We start from the raw sequence: 14,515 nt of genomic DNA, 5'->3' as shown, positions 1-14,515 counted from the left end.
TTTCGGGATGGCAGGCCTCCCCCAGCCGGCGCCATCGTCGAGACACCATCTCAGGGAAGCCGACGACAATCAATAAAGCTATCTCGTGGATTGATAGGTTTTTTCTATCAGAGTTCCTCGTCCCGCACGAGCACTCTCGCTTCGTGCAGCAGTGCCGAGACGAGCGGGGTGAAGGGCTCGCGATAAGGCGCGACAAGACCGACCAGATGATGCGCCTCAGGCTCGACGATCGGAATCATCCGGATTTCCACTGGAAAACCGAACGATTTCGCGACGTTGCGCGGCATGATGCTCGCCCAGCGCCCGGTCCTGACATGCGAGAACAGCACGATCATCGAATTGGATTCGAGCGTCGGATGCACCGTGGCGCCGGCTTCCGTCAGATGCCGGTTGATGATGCGCCGGTTCTGCATGTCGGCGGTCAATAGACAAAGCCTAAGATCGCCGACCTCCTTCCAGGTCACATTGTCGCGATCGGACAGCGGGCTGCCTGCAGCCGTAATCAGATGATAGCGCTCGGCGTAGAGCGGAACGCTGGTGACCCGGCCGAGCGGCTCGTTTTCGAGATAGGTGATGCCGGCATCGATTTCGAGATTTTCGAGCATGCTCAGCACCTGCAGCGAATTACGCGAGACGATCGAGAAGGTCACGCCGGGATGCCGTTCCTGAAAGGGCGTGGTGATGCGCGAAAGCATGGCGAGCGCCGTCGGAATGGCGGCAAGGCGAATGTGGCCGGAAAGGCCGCGGCGGGCCGCGCGCATCTCCTCGCGCATGGTGCGGGCGTCGCCGACGATGCGCCGCGCCCATTCAAGCACCCGCTGCCCCTCCGGCGTCAGCCCCTGAAACCGCGAGCCGCGCTGCACCAGCATGACGCCAAGTTGATCTTCAAGCTGCCGGATGGCGGCCGAGAGTGTCGGCTGCGAGATCCCGCACTCCTCGGCGGCGCGGCCGAAATGCTTTTCGTTGGCAAGGGCAATGAAAAATTCCAGCTTGTCGATCATCCGGTCTCCCGATCCGGCGCGAAATCATCCGGATCAGCCTATCTTCGACGCAGCAACCGTGCTCCGCAAGGGCGGGTACTAATTGTTTTCTGCAGCCGGAAAAAGATCGAACAGCGATTCGAGGAAGGCAAGCACGCTCGTATTGCCGATACGGTAATAGACCAGCCTGCCCTGACGGCGCGTATTGACGAGGCCTTCGAGCCTCAAACGCGCGAGCTGCTGCGAGACCATTGCCTGCTGAATGCCGAGGATGTTTTCGATTTCACCGACCGTCCGCTCCTCATTCGCGAGTATGCAAAGAATCAGAAGTCGGGTCTGGTGCGCCAGCGCCTTCAGCAGATCGCTCGCCTCACGAGCGTTTCCAGCGAGTTTGTGCAGTTCCTGACCGGACATTCCCGGTTCGGGCTTGGGCAATGGCATTCGACATCTCGGAAGGGGAGCGAAAAGGCAGATCAGCACAATAGCATATTCGCACACGCGAATTTGCCAAAAGTGATGAAATGTCAAAAAAGGTCTAACTAAATCAGCAAATAAGCTGGCCGCCATTGATCTCGAGGACCTGGCCGGTAGTGTATCCGGAGAGGGAGGGTGCCGCCAAGAACAGATAGGCTGGAGCGCAGTCCTCCGCTGTGCCCAGCCGCTGCAAGGGAATAGACTTTCTCGTCTGCTCCAGCTTTTCGCGGGAGGAATAGCGCTCATGGAAATCCGTCTCGATCGTTCCGGGTGAGACACAATTGACGCGGATGCCATCCGGCGCGAGCTCGCGGGCAAGCGCCTTGGAATAGGTGGAAACGAAGGCTTTCGCGGCGGAATAGATCGAAGAACCGGGACTGCCGCCGGTCAGCGCGGAAATTGAAACGGTGTTGACGATGGCAGCACCTTCCGCCGCCTTCAAGGCCGGCAGCAGCGCACGCGTCAGCGCCACCACCGACGTCTGGTTCAAACGCACGATCGCCTCATAATCTGCGTCGGTCAGTGTGGCAGCAGGAAAACGGCCGAGCATGGTGCCGGCGTTATTGACGAGCACATGCACCTTCTCGAAGAAAGCGAGCGCATTTTCGGCAAATTGCGCAGCGCCGCCAGCGGCGGTGAAATCGGCGTGCAGCAGCAGCGCCCGCCTTTCGGATTCAGCCGTCAGCAGAAAATCCGGCAGGTCGCGTCCTGGCTTGCGTCCGGTATGGACGATCACCTTCGCACCGCAGTCTAGGAACTGCCGGGCCACTTCGAGGCCAATGCCCCGCCCGGCGCCAGTCACGATGACATTGCGATTTTCGAATAGTCTCGGATGGAACACGAAGCCGTCCTCCTCGCGGACAAAGCCGCCTGTTGCGCCATTCGCCCTTAACATATGAGCGCGCCGGCCGAAAGAAAGGAGGCATCATCTTTCCCAGAGAGGTTAGAGCTTTTCATGAAAGCTCACACTTCGATTTCGCTTTCCAGCAGCCGTGCGCCTGGCCCTTCCTCGCCGAGCCGATCGAAGGGATTGCGCAACGGACAGCTTTCGATCGACAGGCAGCCGCAGCCGATGCAGCCGGTCAGGCGGTCTCGCAGTAGGCTCAGCCGTCTGATTCGCGTGTCGAGTTCATCCTTCCAGCGCGCCGACAGCGTCTGCCAGTCGGCAATCGTCGGCGTGCGTCCCTGCGGCAGGGAGGCAAATGCCGATTGGATTTCCGAAAGTGGAATGCCGACACGTTGCGCCACCTTGATGATGCCGAGCCGGCGAAGCACATCGCGTCCGTAGCGCCGCTGGTTGCCGCGCGTGCGGATACTCGAGATCAGCCCCTTGGCCTCATAGAAATGCAGCGCCGAGACGGCAAGGCCACTGCGTTGCGCCACTTCGCCGACCGTCAGAAGCCTGCCGAGCGGCGCTGCAGAAATCCTATTCATCGCCTATTGACCTCAATATTAGTTGAGGTTTTATAACCCCTGCTCCCGCGGCCGTAAAGCGCGAGGCGCAGGAAGAAGCGACAGCGAGAGTATCCGGCCGATACAAGCTGGAATGATGGCATCGGCGCTCGTCCGCCCCCGTACCGATCGCCCTCGCCGATATAGCCGCCGAGAGGCGAGCGCTCGGGTTCCGTTCCCGGCAGGTACGGAACCTCGGAAAACACCCGGACAGGACCTCCGTCCGGGTGTTTTTTCATCTGCGCCCCGTCCCGACCTGCCGGACGGCTTTGCAATTTTGCGGTTGCGGCAAGAAAACCCCGATGATAGTTTTCGCCGAAATAACAGGGGAGCTCCGTGTCGCCGGGGCTGAGATGCGAGGCGCAAGCTTCCGGACCCTTCTAAGCTGATCTGGGTAATGCCAGCGGAGCGAGGTCCAAATGCATTCCGGCGCGCAAGTGTCACTCTACCCGACATCCGGCAATTCCGCCGGCATCCCTATCGATGCCGTCAAGGCAATCGCCCCCAATCGCGGCAGGCTGGGCATCGAGACCGATGCCCTCGACAGGTTTGCGCGAACGGCCCGAAGAAAGCCTGAAATCGAACGCCGATGACTTCGCCACGCCCATCGGATTCGCGTTTTGCGACGCTCTGTCTCGCCGTGTACCGGGCAATGCCAGCCTTGCTCGCAGGCTTTGCCTTTCTGGCGGCATGGGAACTCTATGTCGATCTTTCCGGCATCAAACCGTCCATTCTGCCGGCGCCTTCGCGCATCCTTGTCCAGGGCTGGCTGAACCGAGAGGGGCTGATATCAAACACCTGGCCTACGCTCGGCGCCACACTCGGCGGTTTCGCCCTGTCGCTCGCCTTCGCCCTTGCCTCTTCGGTCCTGATGGATTTCATGCCCTTCATGCGCCGGGCACTGCTGCCGATCTTCATCGCCAGCCAGACTTTGCCGCTGGTGGCGATCGCACCCCTCGTCGTTCTCTGGTTCGGTTTCGGCCTCGTGCCCAAGATATTGCTGGTGGCGCTCGTCACCTTCTTCCCGCTGCTCGTCGCCCTGCTTCAGGGTTACGAGGCGACCGATCGCGACATTGCCGAGCTCTTGAATTCGATGAAGGCGAGCCGCTGGCGCATTTTCCGCCTGGCGCGGTTTCCCTCGTCGCTGCCCTATTTCTTCGCCGGCCTCCGAATCTCGATCACCTATGCCGTCGTCGGCGCAATCTTTGCCGAATATGCCGGCGCAGCAAGCGGCCTCGGCATCTACATCCTCAACGCCAAGAACAATTTCCGTTCCGATCTCGTGCTCGCCGCCGTGATCGTCAGCGCTCTGTTGACGCTCTGCCTCTTTGCGCTGACGCTGGTTATCCAGCATTTCGTCATGCCCTGGCAGCCATCCCAGGAGCGGCGCCGATGACCGGTCAGATGCTTGAGCTGCGCAACATCTCGAAGTCCTTCGAAGGCATGAAGGTTCTGAGCGACATTTCACTCACCGTCGCAAACGGCGAGTTCGTATCGATCGTCGGCCCATCCGGCTCCGGAAAATCGACCGTGCTGAGACTGCTGACACAGGCGCTGCGGCCGGATTCCGGCGCCATGCTTTTCAACGGTGCAGCGCTGGAACAGACGCCGCATTCCTTTGCCTTCATGCCGCAACGTGATGCGCTGATGCCCTGGCGCCGGATCATCGACAATGCCGCGCTCGGCCTGGAAGTGAAGGGCATGGGCCGTCGGGCGGCCCGCGCCGCTGTCGCGCCCCTTTTCGAGCGGTTCGGCCTCGCCGGCTTCGAGCATCACTACCCCGCCTTTCTTTCCGGCGGCATGCGCCAACGTGCTGCGCTGCTGCGCACCGTCATCCAGAAGCAGGACATGCTGCTGCTCGACGAGCCTTTCGGCGCTCTCGATGCGCTGACCCGCACGCAGATCCAGGAGTGGCTGCAAGGCATGTGGACCGAACATCGCTGGACGGCGCTGCTGATCACCCACGATGTTCGCGAGGCCGTTTTCCTCTCCGACCGGATCTACGTGCTGTCTGCCCGTCCGGCCCGTGTCATCCGCGAATTCCGCGTTCCCCTGCCCCGCCCGAGAAGCATCGCCGATCTCGGTTCACCCGCGGCCCAGGCAATCGAGACCGAAATCCTGCAAACCCTGCTTCATCCGCAAGAACAGGATGATTTTAGGCCGGCCGGCCTGAAATCCGAATCCTGTTCCAATTTAAAGAGTTAGAGCCTGATGTCGTGCGAAAACGCTCACACTTTTCGGCGCCATGCTCTCAAGACCTGAGGAGGTCACCATGCCGCTTCTCACTCGTCGCCAGACGATCCTCGCCGCCATTGCAACAAGCCTCGCCGGCCGCGCCGCCTTCGCCCAATCGGCCCCCGCAAAGGTTCGTATCGCGCTCGACTGGACGCCCAACACCAACCATATCGGCATCTATGTCGCCAAGGCGAAGGGCTTCTACACGGCCGCCGGCCTAGACGTCGAAATTCTACCCTTTACCGACACCAGCGCCGGCACGCTGGTGTCGAACGGGGTCGCCGACTTCGGCATCAGCAGCGAGATCGAGGCCCTCACGCAGCGGGCTGGCGGCGGTGACGTGAAGATGGTCTACGGCGTCGTCCAGACGGAAACCGCCCGCTTGATCTTCAAGGGCGGACGCGACGACATCAAGAGCCCTAGAGATCTCGACGGCAAGACCTATGGCGGCTTCGGCGGCACCTGGGAAAGCGCGCTGGTCTCGGCGATGATCCGCAATGACGGCGGCAAAGGCGACGTCAAGACCGTCACCCTCGGCACCTCCGCCTATGAGGCGCTGGACAATGGCTCGATCGACTTCACGCTGGAGATCTACACCTGGGAGGGCATCGCCGCCGAGCTGGAAAACCGGAAGATCAGCCGCTTCCACTATTCCGATTACGGCATTCCCGACGAGCAGACGACGGTCATCGTTTCCAGCGACGCCTATCTCTCGGCCAGTCGAGAACACGCGCGCGCCTTCATCCAGGCCACACGTCAAGGCTATGTCTACTCCATCGACCATCCCGACGAAGCCTGCGACCTGCTGATATCAGGAAGCAACGGTGCGCTGATGAACACGGAACTGGTAAAAGCATCTCAGAAGGCGTTGATCGAAGGCCATTTCCTGAGATCCGAGGCCGGCGTGATCGGCACGCTTGACCCGGCAAAGGCCGATGCCATCGGCGGCTTCCTGGCCGAGAACGGCATCCTCGTCGATGCGAATGGCGTCGTGCTCAAGGAGAAGCCGGATTTTTCCACCTATTATACCAACGAACTCCTCGGATGAGCCCGCCCCGGCCTTGCCGACGCGGTCTTCCGCGGCAATGCTTCGAGCCTGGCGGTTTGAGCCGAATCGGGCAGGGCGGGGAACGACATGCGAGCACAGGACAGACTGGCCGGAGCCGACTTTCTGCGCGCGATGGCCTGCTTGTTGGTGCTCGCGCATCATCTCGCGCTTCGGCTGGATATGCGCAGAATTCCGGATGAATTGGCGCCAACGGCAAACATCCTCCGCTTCGGCAATTTCGGCGTCGCCATCTTCTTCGTGCTCAGCGGCTTTCTCCTTGCCCGCCCCTTCTGGCATGCTCTCGACGCCGGCGGCGCCATGCCGAGCCTTGGGCACTACGCCATCCGCAGGTTGGCGCGCATCGCTCCGGGCTTCTGGTTCGCCGCCAGCGTCAGCTTCGTCCTCAGCCTGACGCTGCTTGCCCTGCCGCTGACGCCGGAACTCGTCGTCCGCTACGTCTCGGGACTGCTGTTCATGAGCCAGTGGCATTGGCGCACGTTTTTTCCCGTCGAAGCCGATGGGCCGCTCTGGTCCATTCCCTTCGAGGTGACCAGCTATGTGCTCCTGCCGGTCGGCTTTTTCCTGCTGTTTCGCTTGCCGCTGCTGCGGCAACGTCCGTTCTTCGCCCGCGCCGCCTGGCTCTGCTTCATTGCCGTCGTCCTTCTTGCCCATCTGACGATCCTGAGGCTCTTTGCGCTCGACGATATCGGGCGCGGCTGGGCAAATGGCCTTCAGGGTGGGGCGAAGGAATGGATGCCCAAATATAATCCGATCGGCTTCTTTGCCGTCTTCGCGCTCGGCGCGCTTGCCGCGGGCATCGAAGTGATGTTGCCCGCAAGACGCTCCCCCTGGTTCGACGCCGCGGCACTCCTCGCCCTTGCGATTGCCGGTTACCGCCTTCTCATATCCCCCGGCGGCTCGCCCGAAGGTTACGGCTGGCTTGACATCCCCTATGGATTTCCGGTCTTTCCACTGGCGGTCGCAACAACGCTGATTTCACTCAGCCATTCGCAGCGTCTGGGCAGGCTGCTTGATAACGCTCCTGTCCGCTACGTCGCCAAGATCTCCTTCGGCATTTATATCTGGCAGGAGATCATCCTGACATTGATTCAGAGACTCGCCCCCGGCTCGTTCGGGGCCTCCTCGGAGAATGTGGTCACCGGTTGGCTGCAATCCTGCACACTGACGGCGGCGCTGGTTCTTCTGGTGGCAAGCCTCAGTTATTATCTGTTGGAACGACCGGTAATCGATTTGGGTAACCGCCTGACATCGCGCCCGCGTAATCGGGCTACTCCTTTAGAAGTATAATTTCGAACACCACTCAACTAGAGGCATTAAGGTTAACGCGAAATACTCCCATTTTTGGCGTCTTTATGCTTAGCGATTTCTTATTTATAACGATGACAAACCATACGTAAGCATGTATCTGTCTCCCCGCTGTTCAGTATCGCATCTAAACTTCTGGGCTTTGAGTAATGAATGCTTTTACTTCGAAGATAAGTTCACGCTTCGATTCGTCTCAGCGTCAGAACAAAATCCGGACCCTGGTTGTAGCGAACTCCAACATTCGCCAGCCGGAGAGCTTTTTCGATTCCGACAGAAAGGCCGCTCTGCGATTGGCGGTAAAGCGGCTGATCGACATCGTCATGTCGGCCAGCGCTCTCCTCGTGCTGGCTCCGCTTTTCCTGGCAATCGCTCTTTTCATCAAACTCGACGATGGTGGCCCCGTATTCTTCCGTCAGATCCGTTGGGGCCTGAACGGCCGGAAGATCACCGTCTTCAAGTTCCGCTCGATGCACACCGACGCTTGCGATCCCAGCGGCATCCAGCAGACCGTCAAGGGCGACAGACGGGTGACCGGCATCGGCGCTCTGCTCCGCAGGACCAACATTGATGAGCTGCCGCAGCTTCTGAACGTCCTCAGGGGCGACATGTCACTGGTCGGTCCGCGCTGTCATGCCATCAACATGCGCGCAGCCGGCAGGCTCTACGAAGAATTGGTGCCGAACTACCACCATCGCCACATCATGCGCCCCGGTATCACCGGCCTCGCGCAGACACGCGGCTGGCGCGGACCGACGGCGCGCCCGCTGCAAGCCCGGGCTCGCATCGCCTGCGATATCTATTATGTCAGGAATTTCAGCCTGCTGCTCGACCTGAAAATTCTGTTCAAGACGCTGGTCATCGAGTTGCGCGGCGGCACCGGCTTCTAGTGAGAGTCTACCCGGTTCAAAGCATGGCGCGCAAAGATGTGCGGCCACGAAAACGACATGGCAAAACAAGACGCTGAAGCGCGACAAGCGAATCTGAAAGATCGCGACGTGCTTCAGCACATCGACCCAAATCAGAAAAACACTATGGGTTTATTAAGGGCCGCAGCGCCTTTGCGCGCCTTGGGGGCGGACGGCGCTGCAAGTGTGGCCTTTCCGTTATAAGCCGGGCAAAAGCGGTTTTGAACGCCCACTCTTTCTTTCAAGCTCTTCGATGATGTGGCTTCGCTCTTCGCTCGAAGACGGCAAAAACAAAAAAGCGGCCTTCGAGGGCCGCCTTTCAGTGATGCTGTCGGTGTGATCAATCCTGGACGATGCCGCGAAGATGCGTCAGTTCCATGATGAAGTGCTCGAGCTTCGACTTGTGCTCGTGCAGCTCGGCATGTTCGAGCTCCTTGCGGGCAGCCTCGATGCGGCGGGTCAGCTCGTCCTTATGGAGTTCCTCGACCGGAACGGCGGATTCGGCCAGCAGTGTGCAACCCGTCGGCAGAATATCGGCAAAACCGCCGAACACCACGTAGTCCTGCTTCTTGCCGGACGCCGAACGCACGCTCACCACGCCCGGCTTGATCGTCGTCATCGTCGGCGCGTGGTTCGCCATGACGGTCATCTCGCCCTCGGTCGCGGGAACGACGACCTCGGTCACCATCTCCGACAGCAGCAGACGCTCCGGCGAAACGAGCTCAAAGTTGAAATTGTCAGCCATCAGTGACTTACCTTCTCGGCTATGGCTTTTGCATCTTGCAATTTTGTCCCGCAGAACGGGCAGTGCAGTATGGCCTGGTCGAGATATCCGAGGCCCTCCTCGGTCTGAACCAGTCCGACGACCATCATCAGCACGCCGTTATCGGCACGATAGACAGTCGGCGCGGCCGGTTCCGGAAGTTCCGCCACGACCCCTTTGAGGGAGTCGCAGCAGAATATCTCGTCCTGAGCGTCGCTCATCAAGCAGCAGCGAGCTTCTTGGCCTTCTCGATAGCTTCGTCCATCGAACCGACCATGTAGAAAGCGGCTTCCGGCAGATTGTCGTATTCGCCGTTGACGAGACCCTTGAAGCCCTTGATCGTGTCTTCGAGAGCAACCAGCTTGCCCGGCGAACCGGTGAAGACTTCTGCGACGAAGAACGGCTGCGACAGGAAGCGCTCGATTTTGCGGGCGCGGGCGACGGCAATCTTGTCCTCTTCCGACAGTTCGTCCATGCCCAGGATGGCGATGATGTCCTGCAGGGCCTTGTAGCGCTGCAGCGTCGACTGAACCTTACGGGCAACTTCGTAGTGCTCTTCGCCGACGACCATTGGGTCAAGCATGCGCGAGGTGGAGTCGAGCGGGTCGACGGCCGGATAAATGCCCTTTTCAGCAATGGAGCGCGACAGAACCGTCGTTGCGTCCAGGTGGGCGAACGAGGTTGCCGGTGCCGGGTCGGTCAAGTCGTCGGCCGGAACGTAAATCGCCTGGACCGAGGTGATCGAGCCCGTCGTCGTCGTCGTGATGCGTTCCTGCATCTGACCCATGTCGGTTGCCAGCGTCGGCTGATAGCCCACGGCCGAAGGAATACGGCCGAGCAGAGCCGACACTTCCGAACCAGCCTGGGTGAAGCGGAAGATGTTGTCGACGAAGAACAGAACGTCCTGGCCCTGATCGCGGAAATGTTCAGCGACGGTCAGGCCGGTCAGAGCGACGCGGGCGCGGGCGCCCGGCGGTTCGTTCATCTGCCCGTAAACCAGCGCGGCCTTGGAGCCTTCGCCGCCGCCATGCTTGTTGACGTTCGATTCGATCATTTCATGGTAAAGGTCGTTGCCTTCACGGGTACGCTCACCCACGCCTGCGAAGACCGAGTAACCACCGTGCGCCTTGGCAACGTTGTTGATCAGTTCCATGATCAGAACGGTCTTGCCGACGCCAGCGCCGCCGAACAGGCCGATCTTGCCGCCCCTCGCATAGGGTGCCAGAAGGTCGACGACCTTGATGCCGGTGACAAGGATCTGTGCTTCCGTTGACTGATCGACATATGCCGGCGCATCCTGGTGGATGGCGCGCTTGTGCGCGGTGACCAGCGGACCTGCTTCGTCGACCGGCTCGCCGATGACGTTCATGATGCGGCCGAGCGTTTCGTTGCCGACCGGAACCATGATCGGAGCGCCGGTATCGGTGACCTGCTGGCCGCGAACGAGACCTTCGCTCGAGTCCATCGCGATCGTGCGGACTTCGTTTTCGCCCAGATGCTGAGCGACTTCGAGAACCAGGCGGTTGCCGTTGTTGTCGGTTTCAAGCGCGTTCAAAATCGCCGGCAGTTCGCCTTCGAAAGCAACGTCGACGACGGCGCCGATAACCTGGGTGATTTTGCCGACAGAGCGGGTAGCTGCCTCAGCCATTTTCTTACCCTCTTTCCCTAATTCAGAGCGCTTCCGCGCCCGAAATGATTTCAATCAGTTCCTTGGTGATCTGAGCCTGACGCTGACGGTTGTAGTTCAGCGTCAGCTTGTTGATCATCTCACCGGCATTGCGCGTGGCATTGTCCATAGCGCTCATCTTGGCGCCCATCTCGCCTGCGACGTTCTCAAGAAGCGCGCGGAAGATCTGGACGGAGATGTTGCGCGGGATCAGATCGTCGAGGATCGACGCCGGATCCGGCTCATATTCATAGACGGCGCCGGCATGAGCGGCATCTTCAGCGACCGCTTCCGGAGCCTTGGCCGGGATCAGTTGCTGCGCGGTCGGAACCTGTGAGATGACCGACTTGAATTCGGAGTAGAACAGCGTGCAGACGTCGAACTCGCCGGCGGCAAACATGTCGATGATGCGCTTGCCGATCTGGTCGGCATTCTCGAAACCGATCTTCTTGACTTCGCGCAGTTCCTTGCGCTCGATGATCAACGGCGCAAATTCGCGGCGAAGGATGTCGTAACCCTTCTTGCCGACGGTGAAGATCTTCACCGTCTTGCCCTCGGCCAGCAGCTTGCGGACATGGTCGCGTGCAAAGCGGGCAATCTGCGAATTGAAGCCGCCGCAGAGACCGCGTTCGGCCGTGCAGACCACCAGAAGATGGACCTTGTCCTGGCCGCTGCCGGTCATCAGCGCCGGTGCGCCATCCGCATCGGTGACGGCCTTGGCGATGTTCGCCAGAACCGCACCCATGCGCTGCGAATAAGGCCGTGCGGCCTCGGCCGCCTCCTGCGCACGCCGAAGCTTCGCCGCGGCGACCATTTTCATCGCCTTGGTGATCTTCTGCGTCGCCTTGACGGAGGCGATCCGGTTTTTCAGATCCTTGAGTGAAGGCATCCGTGATCCGTCCTAACTTAGGGCCCGATTACTGGAAAGACTTGGCGAAGCTGTCGAGAGCAGCAACGAGCTTGCCCTTCGTGTCATCGCTGATAGCCTTTTCCGTGCGGATCGCATCGAGGATGGCGGAGCCTTCCGAACGCAGATAGGACAACAGGCCCTGTTCGAACTTGCCGACCTGAGCGACCGGCAGCTTGTCGAGGTAGCCGTTGACGCCGGCGAAGATCACGGCGACCTGCTCTTCCGTCTTCAGCGGCGAGAACTGCGGCTGCTTCAGGAGTTCGGTCAGGCGTGCGCCGCGGTTCAAGAGGCGCTGCGTTGCAGCGTCGAGGTCAGAACCAAACTGGGCGAAGGCGGCCATTTCACGATACTGGGCAAGTTCGCCCTTGATCGAGCCGGCGACCTGCTTCATCGCCTTGATCTGTGCCGACGAGCCGACGCGGGAAACCGAGAGACCGACGTTAACGGCCGGACGGATACCCTGATAGAACAGGTCGGTTTCGAGGAAGATCTGGCCGTCCGTGATCGAGATCACGTTGGTCGGAATGAAGGCCGACACGTCGTTGCCCTGCGTTTCGATAACCGGCAGAGCGGTCAGCGAACCGGCGCCCTTGTCGTCGTTCATCTTCGCAGCGCGCTCGAGCAGGCGCGAATGCAGGTAGAAAACGTCGCCCGGATAGGCTTCGCGGCCCGGCGGACGGCGCAGCAGCAGCGACATCTGGCGATAGGATACGGCCTGCTTCGACAAGTCGTCGTAACCGATCAGCGCGTGCATGCCGTTGTCGCGGAAATATTCGCCCATGGCGCAGCCGGCAAACGGAGCGAGGAACTGCATCGGCGCCGGGTCGGAAGCGGTCGCGGCAACGATGATCGAATACTTCAGTGCGCCGCGCTCTTCGAGAACCTTGACGAACTGGGCAACGGTGGAGCGCTTCTGGCCGACGGCGACGTAGACGCAGTAAAGCTTCTCGCCTTCCGGACCGTTGTCGTGGATGGCCTTCTGGTTGAGGAAGGCATCAAGCAGGATCGCGGTCTTGCCGGTCTGGCGGTCGCCGATGACGAGCTCGCGCTGGCCGCGGCCGACCGGGATGAGGGCGTCGATGGCCTTGAGGCCGGTCGACATCGGCTCATGAACCGACTTGCGCGGAATGATGCCGGGAGCCTTGACGTCGACGCGCGAACGGCGGGTCGCGTTGATCGGGCCTTTGCCGTCGATCGGGTTGCCGAGCGCGTCGACGACGCGGCCGAGCAGTTCCGGACCGACCGGAACGTCGACGATGGCGCCGGTCCGCTTGACGGTGTCGCCTTCCTTGATGTCGCGGTCGGAGCCGAAAATAACGACACCGACGTTGTCAGATTCAAGGTTCAGAGCCATGCCGCGGATGCCGCCGGGGAACTCGACCATTTCACCGGCCTGGACGTTGTCCAGACCGTAAACGCGAGCAATACCGTCACCGACGGAGAGAACCTGGCCGACTTCCGAGACTTCTGCCTCTTTGCCGAAATTTTTGATCTGGTCTTTGAGAATTGCGGAAATTTCCGCGGCGCGGATATCCATCAGCCGACCTCTTTCAATGCAAGCTTAAGGGTAGAGAGTTTGGTACGAAGAGACGTATCAATCTGACGGGACCCGACCTTGACGATCAGACCACCAAGAATTGACGGATCAACCGTGACGGCAATCGCCACGTCTTTGCCGGTGACGCCCTTCAGCGCCGCCTTCAATTCATTTTCCTGCTCTGCGGTCAGAGCATGGGCCGAGGTGACCTCGGCGGAGATTTCACCGCGGTGATTCGCGGCGATGACGCGGAAGGCCTTGATCATGCCCGGCAGGGCGAACAGGCGGCGGTTGCGCGCCACGACCTTCAAGAAATTGGCGAAGAAGCCGCTGATGCCGGCCCTCTCGCTGATGGCGATGATCGCCTTCAGCTGGTCCTCGGCGGAGAAAACCGGGCTCGCGACGAAGCGCTTCAGTTCGGCGCTTTCATCCAGCATCGCCTGGAAACGGTCGAGATCGGCGGTTACGCTGTCGACGACGCCCTGTTCGAGCGCCAGCTCGAAAAGCGACGAGGCATAGCGCTCGGCAACACCAGAAGTAAGCTGGGACGTGTCTGCCACTGGCACAAATTTCCCTGATTTCAATCCAAAATCCGGCTCTCGGCGGGCGCCGAACCTATGATCTTGAATTCGTTTTGATTTCCCCCAGAAATCACAAGAGAAGCCTCTTGCTTCTTCCGAAATTCGGGGTCCGTCTAACATAGGATGTTCGGACTCGCAACACGCGTAACGTCCGAATACGCCTTTCGCATGAATTTCTGTTCGCAAAAGTGCGCAAAGGCTTGCGGACAGGCCGCGAAGGCGGCCCGCCGGCGGTGAAATTCACGTTTGAATGAAGCCGAATACATAGAGCAGCGGCAGCGCAGCCAGCACGATCTGCACAACCAGAAGTAAATAGTTGACCAGATTGCTCCCCTTATCGGACAGGATCGATATGATCCGCGCAAAGGCAGCCATCGCAAAGCAAGCGCCGAAGGCCATGTAGATCGTCGTCTGGGCAAGCATGATCGCCGCGAGTCCGAAGCCGAGATAGAAACCGCCCATCGAGCGTCCCTCGCCATATCCTTCAGACCGCCCCTCCTGCACCTGCAGGCCGAGAAGACGAAAAGCATGGCCTGGCGCAAACATCATGGTGAAGCCAGCCAGCGCCGTAAAAGCGGCAGAGCAGAAGGCGAGTTGCTCGCCGAGTTCGGTCGGAAAATAGAATTCCATGCATCAGC

General features: G+C 60.3%; 17 protein-coding genes and 1 riboswitch. Of the genes, 6 read left to right on the top strand and 11 right to left on the bottom strand.

Features of this window, described 5'->3' with window-relative positions; translation table 11 throughout:
- Positions 1–107: 107 nt before the first annotated feature.
- From GGD53_RS07240 to soxR, 4 genes are all read right to left on the bottom strand, one after another.
- Positions 108–1,001: a LysR family transcriptional regulator gene (locus tag GGD53_RS07240; RefSeq protein WP_003582744.1), complete on the bottom strand. Its 894-nt coding sequence runs from the start codon at positions 999–1,001 to the stop codon at positions 108–110.
- A 78-nt stretch (positions 1,002–1,079) separates the two neighbouring features.
- The gene (locus GGD53_RS07235) at positions 1,080–1,421 is read right to left on the bottom strand and encodes an ArsR/SmtB family transcription factor (protein ID WP_184454816.1); all 342 of its coding nucleotides are present in this window, start codon (positions 1,419–1,421) and stop codon (positions 1,080–1,082) included.
- 103 nt (positions 1,422–1,524) lie between these two features.
- Complete coding sequence (locus tag GGD53_RS07230) at positions 1,525–2,295, bottom strand: SDR family oxidoreductase (RefSeq protein ID WP_184454852.1); 771 nt, start codon at positions 2,293–2,295, stop codon at positions 1,525–1,527.
- Between the two features lie 122 nt (positions 2,296–2,417).
- Entirely contained in the window at positions 2,418–2,888 is a 471-nt protein-coding gene (soxR, locus tag GGD53_RS07225; protein ID WP_184454815.1) for a redox-sensitive transcriptional activator SoxR, read from the bottom strand.
- A 333-nt stretch (positions 2,889–3,221) separates the two neighbouring features.
- A riboswitch (TPP riboswitch) is annotated at positions 3,222–3,335 on the top strand.
- A 160-nt stretch (positions 3,336–3,495) separates the two neighbouring features.
- On the opposite strand from soxR, the gene GGD53_RS07220 reads away from it, so the two are divergent.
- From GGD53_RS07220 to GGD53_RS07195, 6 genes are all read left to right on the top strand, one after another.
- Entirely contained in the window at positions 3,496–4,302 is an 807-nt protein-coding gene (locus GGD53_RS07220) for an ABC transporter permease (RefSeq protein WP_184454814.1), read from the top strand.
- Positions 4,299–5,111 carry an ABC transporter ATP-binding protein gene (locus tag GGD53_RS07215; protein WP_184454813.1) on the top strand — a complete coding sequence of 271 codons (813 nt, stop codon included), beginning with the start codon at positions 4,299–4,301 and terminating at the stop codon, positions 5,109–5,111. The genes GGD53_RS07220 and GGD53_RS07215 overlap by 4 nt, the downstream gene beginning before the upstream one ends.
- 67 nt (positions 5,112–5,178) lie before the next feature.
- Positions 5,179–6,189: an ABC transporter substrate-binding protein gene (locus GGD53_RS07210; RefSeq protein ID WP_184454812.1), complete on the top strand. Its 1,011-nt coding sequence runs from the start codon at positions 5,179–5,181 to the stop codon at positions 6,187–6,189.
- Between the two features lie 87 nt (positions 6,190–6,276).
- The gene (locus GGD53_RS07205) at positions 6,277–7,497 is read left to right on the top strand and encodes an acyltransferase family protein (protein ID WP_184454811.1); all 1,221 of its coding nucleotides are present in this window, start codon (positions 6,277–6,279) and stop codon (positions 7,495–7,497) included.
- 167 nt (positions 7,498–7,664) lie between these two features.
- Entirely contained in the window at positions 7,665–8,402 is a 738-nt protein-coding gene (locus tag GGD53_RS07200) for a sugar transferase (protein ID WP_184454810.1), read from the top strand.
- 57 nt (positions 8,403–8,459) lie between these two features.
- Positions 8,460–8,624, top strand: coding sequence for a hypothetical protein (locus GGD53_RS07195; RefSeq protein WP_184454809.1), 165 nt, complete (start codon positions 8,460–8,462; stop codon positions 8,622–8,624).
- Positions 8,625–8,760: 136 nt separating this feature from the next.
- Here the strand turns inward: GGD53_RS07195 and GGD53_RS07190 are convergent, their stop codons facing one another.
- The 7 genes from GGD53_RS07190 to GGD53_RS07160 form a co-directional block, all read right to left on the bottom strand.
- Positions 8,761–9,165, bottom strand: coding sequence for a F0F1 ATP synthase subunit epsilon (locus GGD53_RS07190; RefSeq protein ID WP_088390872.1), 405 nt, complete (start codon positions 9,163–9,165; stop codon positions 8,761–8,763).
- Complete coding sequence (locus GGD53_RS07185; protein WP_064696517.1) at positions 9,165–9,404, bottom strand: hypothetical protein; 240 nt, start codon at positions 9,402–9,404, stop codon at positions 9,165–9,167. The genes GGD53_RS07190 and GGD53_RS07185 overlap by 1 nt, the downstream gene beginning before the upstream one ends.
- Complete coding sequence (gene atpD, locus GGD53_RS07180; RefSeq protein WP_184454808.1) at positions 9,404–10,831, bottom strand: F0F1 ATP synthase subunit beta; 1,428 nt, start codon at positions 10,829–10,831, stop codon at positions 9,404–9,406. Before atpD ends, GGD53_RS07185 begins: the two co-directional genes overlap by 1 nt.
- Positions 10,832–10,853: 22 nt before the next feature.
- The gene (locus GGD53_RS07175; protein ID WP_184454807.1) at positions 10,854–11,738 is read right to left on the bottom strand and encodes a F0F1 ATP synthase subunit gamma; all 885 of its coding nucleotides are present in this window, start codon (positions 11,736–11,738) and stop codon (positions 10,854–10,856) included.
- A 28-nt stretch (positions 11,739–11,766) separates the two neighbouring features.
- Positions 11,767–13,296 carry a F0F1 ATP synthase subunit alpha gene (atpA, locus tag GGD53_RS07170; protein ID WP_064683772.1) on the bottom strand — a complete coding sequence of 510 codons (1,530 nt, stop codon included), beginning with the start codon at positions 13,294–13,296 and terminating at the stop codon, positions 11,767–11,769.
- Positions 13,296–13,862, bottom strand: a complete 567-nt coding sequence (locus GGD53_RS07165; RefSeq protein WP_184454851.1) for a F0F1 ATP synthase subunit delta — start codon at positions 13,860–13,862, stop codon at positions 13,296–13,298. The genes atpA and GGD53_RS07165 overlap by 1 nt, the downstream gene beginning before the upstream one ends.
- A gap of 255 nt (positions 13,863–14,117) precedes the next feature.
- The gene (locus tag GGD53_RS07160; RefSeq protein WP_184454806.1) at positions 14,118–14,507 is read right to left on the bottom strand and encodes a DUF4345 domain-containing protein; all 390 of its coding nucleotides are present in this window, start codon (positions 14,505–14,507) and stop codon (positions 14,118–14,120) included.
- Positions 14,508–14,515: the final 8 nt, after the last annotated feature.

The organism is Rhizobium aethiopicum (assembly GCF_014197535.1).
Classification (GTDB): Bacteria; Pseudomonadota; Alphaproteobacteria; order Rhizobiales; family Rhizobiaceae; genus Rhizobium; species Rhizobium aethiopicum_A.
Note: the sequence above shows the minus strand (reverse complement) of the source record. Positions and strands in the feature narration are given on the sequence as shown.

Coding starts and splice junctions, on each gene's coding strand:
- GGD53_RS07240 (WP_003582744.1), bottom strand. CDS start 1,001: ATGATCGACAAGCTGGAATTTTTCATTGCCCTTGCCAACGAAAAGCAT.
- GGD53_RS07235 (WP_184454816.1), bottom strand. CDS start 1,421: ATGCCATTGCCCAAGCCCGAACCGGGAATGTCCGGTCAGGAACTGCAC.
- soxR (WP_184454815.1), bottom strand. CDS start 2,888: ATGAATAGGATTTCTGCAGCGCCGCTCGGCAGGCTTCTGACGGTCGGC.
- GGD53_RS07220 (WP_184454814.1), top strand. CDS start 3,496: ATGACTTCGCCACGCCCATCGGATTCGCGTTTTGCGACGCTCTGTCTC.
- GGD53_RS07215 (WP_184454813.1), top strand. CDS start 4,299: ATGACCGGTCAGATGCTTGAGCTGCGCAACATCTCGAAGTCCTTCGAA.
- GGD53_RS07210 (WP_184454812.1), top strand. CDS start 5,179: ATGCCGCTTCTCACTCGTCGCCAGACGATCCTCGCCGCCATTGCAACA.
- GGD53_RS07205 (WP_184454811.1), top strand. CDS start 6,277: ATGCGAGCACAGGACAGACTGGCCGGAGCCGACTTTCTGCGCGCGATG.
- GGD53_RS07200 (WP_184454810.1), top strand. CDS start 7,665: ATGAATGCTTTTACTTCGAAGATAAGTTCACGCTTCGATTCGTCTCAG.
- GGD53_RS07195 (WP_184454809.1), top strand. CDS start 8,460: ATGGCAAAACAAGACGCTGAAGCGCGACAAGCGAATCTGAAAGATCGC.
- GGD53_RS07190 (WP_088390872.1), bottom strand. CDS start 9,165: ATGGCTGACAATTTCAACTTTGAGCTCGTTTCGCCGGAGCGTCTGCTG.
- GGD53_RS07185 (WP_064696517.1), bottom strand. CDS start 9,404: ATGAGCGACGCTCAGGACGAGATATTCTGCTGCGACTCCCTCAAAGGG.
- atpD (WP_184454808.1), bottom strand. CDS start 10,831: ATGGCTGAGGCAGCTACCCGCTCTGTCGGCAAAATCACCCAGGTTATC.
- GGD53_RS07175 (WP_184454807.1), bottom strand. CDS start 11,738: ATGCCTTCACTCAAGGATCTGAAAAACCGGATCGCCTCCGTCAAGGCG.
- atpA (WP_064683772.1), bottom strand. CDS start 13,296: ATGGATATCCGCGCCGCGGAAATTTCCGCAATTCTCAAAGACCAGATC.
- GGD53_RS07160 (WP_184454806.1), bottom strand. CDS start 14,507: ATGGAATTCTATTTTCCGACCGAACTCGGCGAGCAACTCGCCTTCTGC.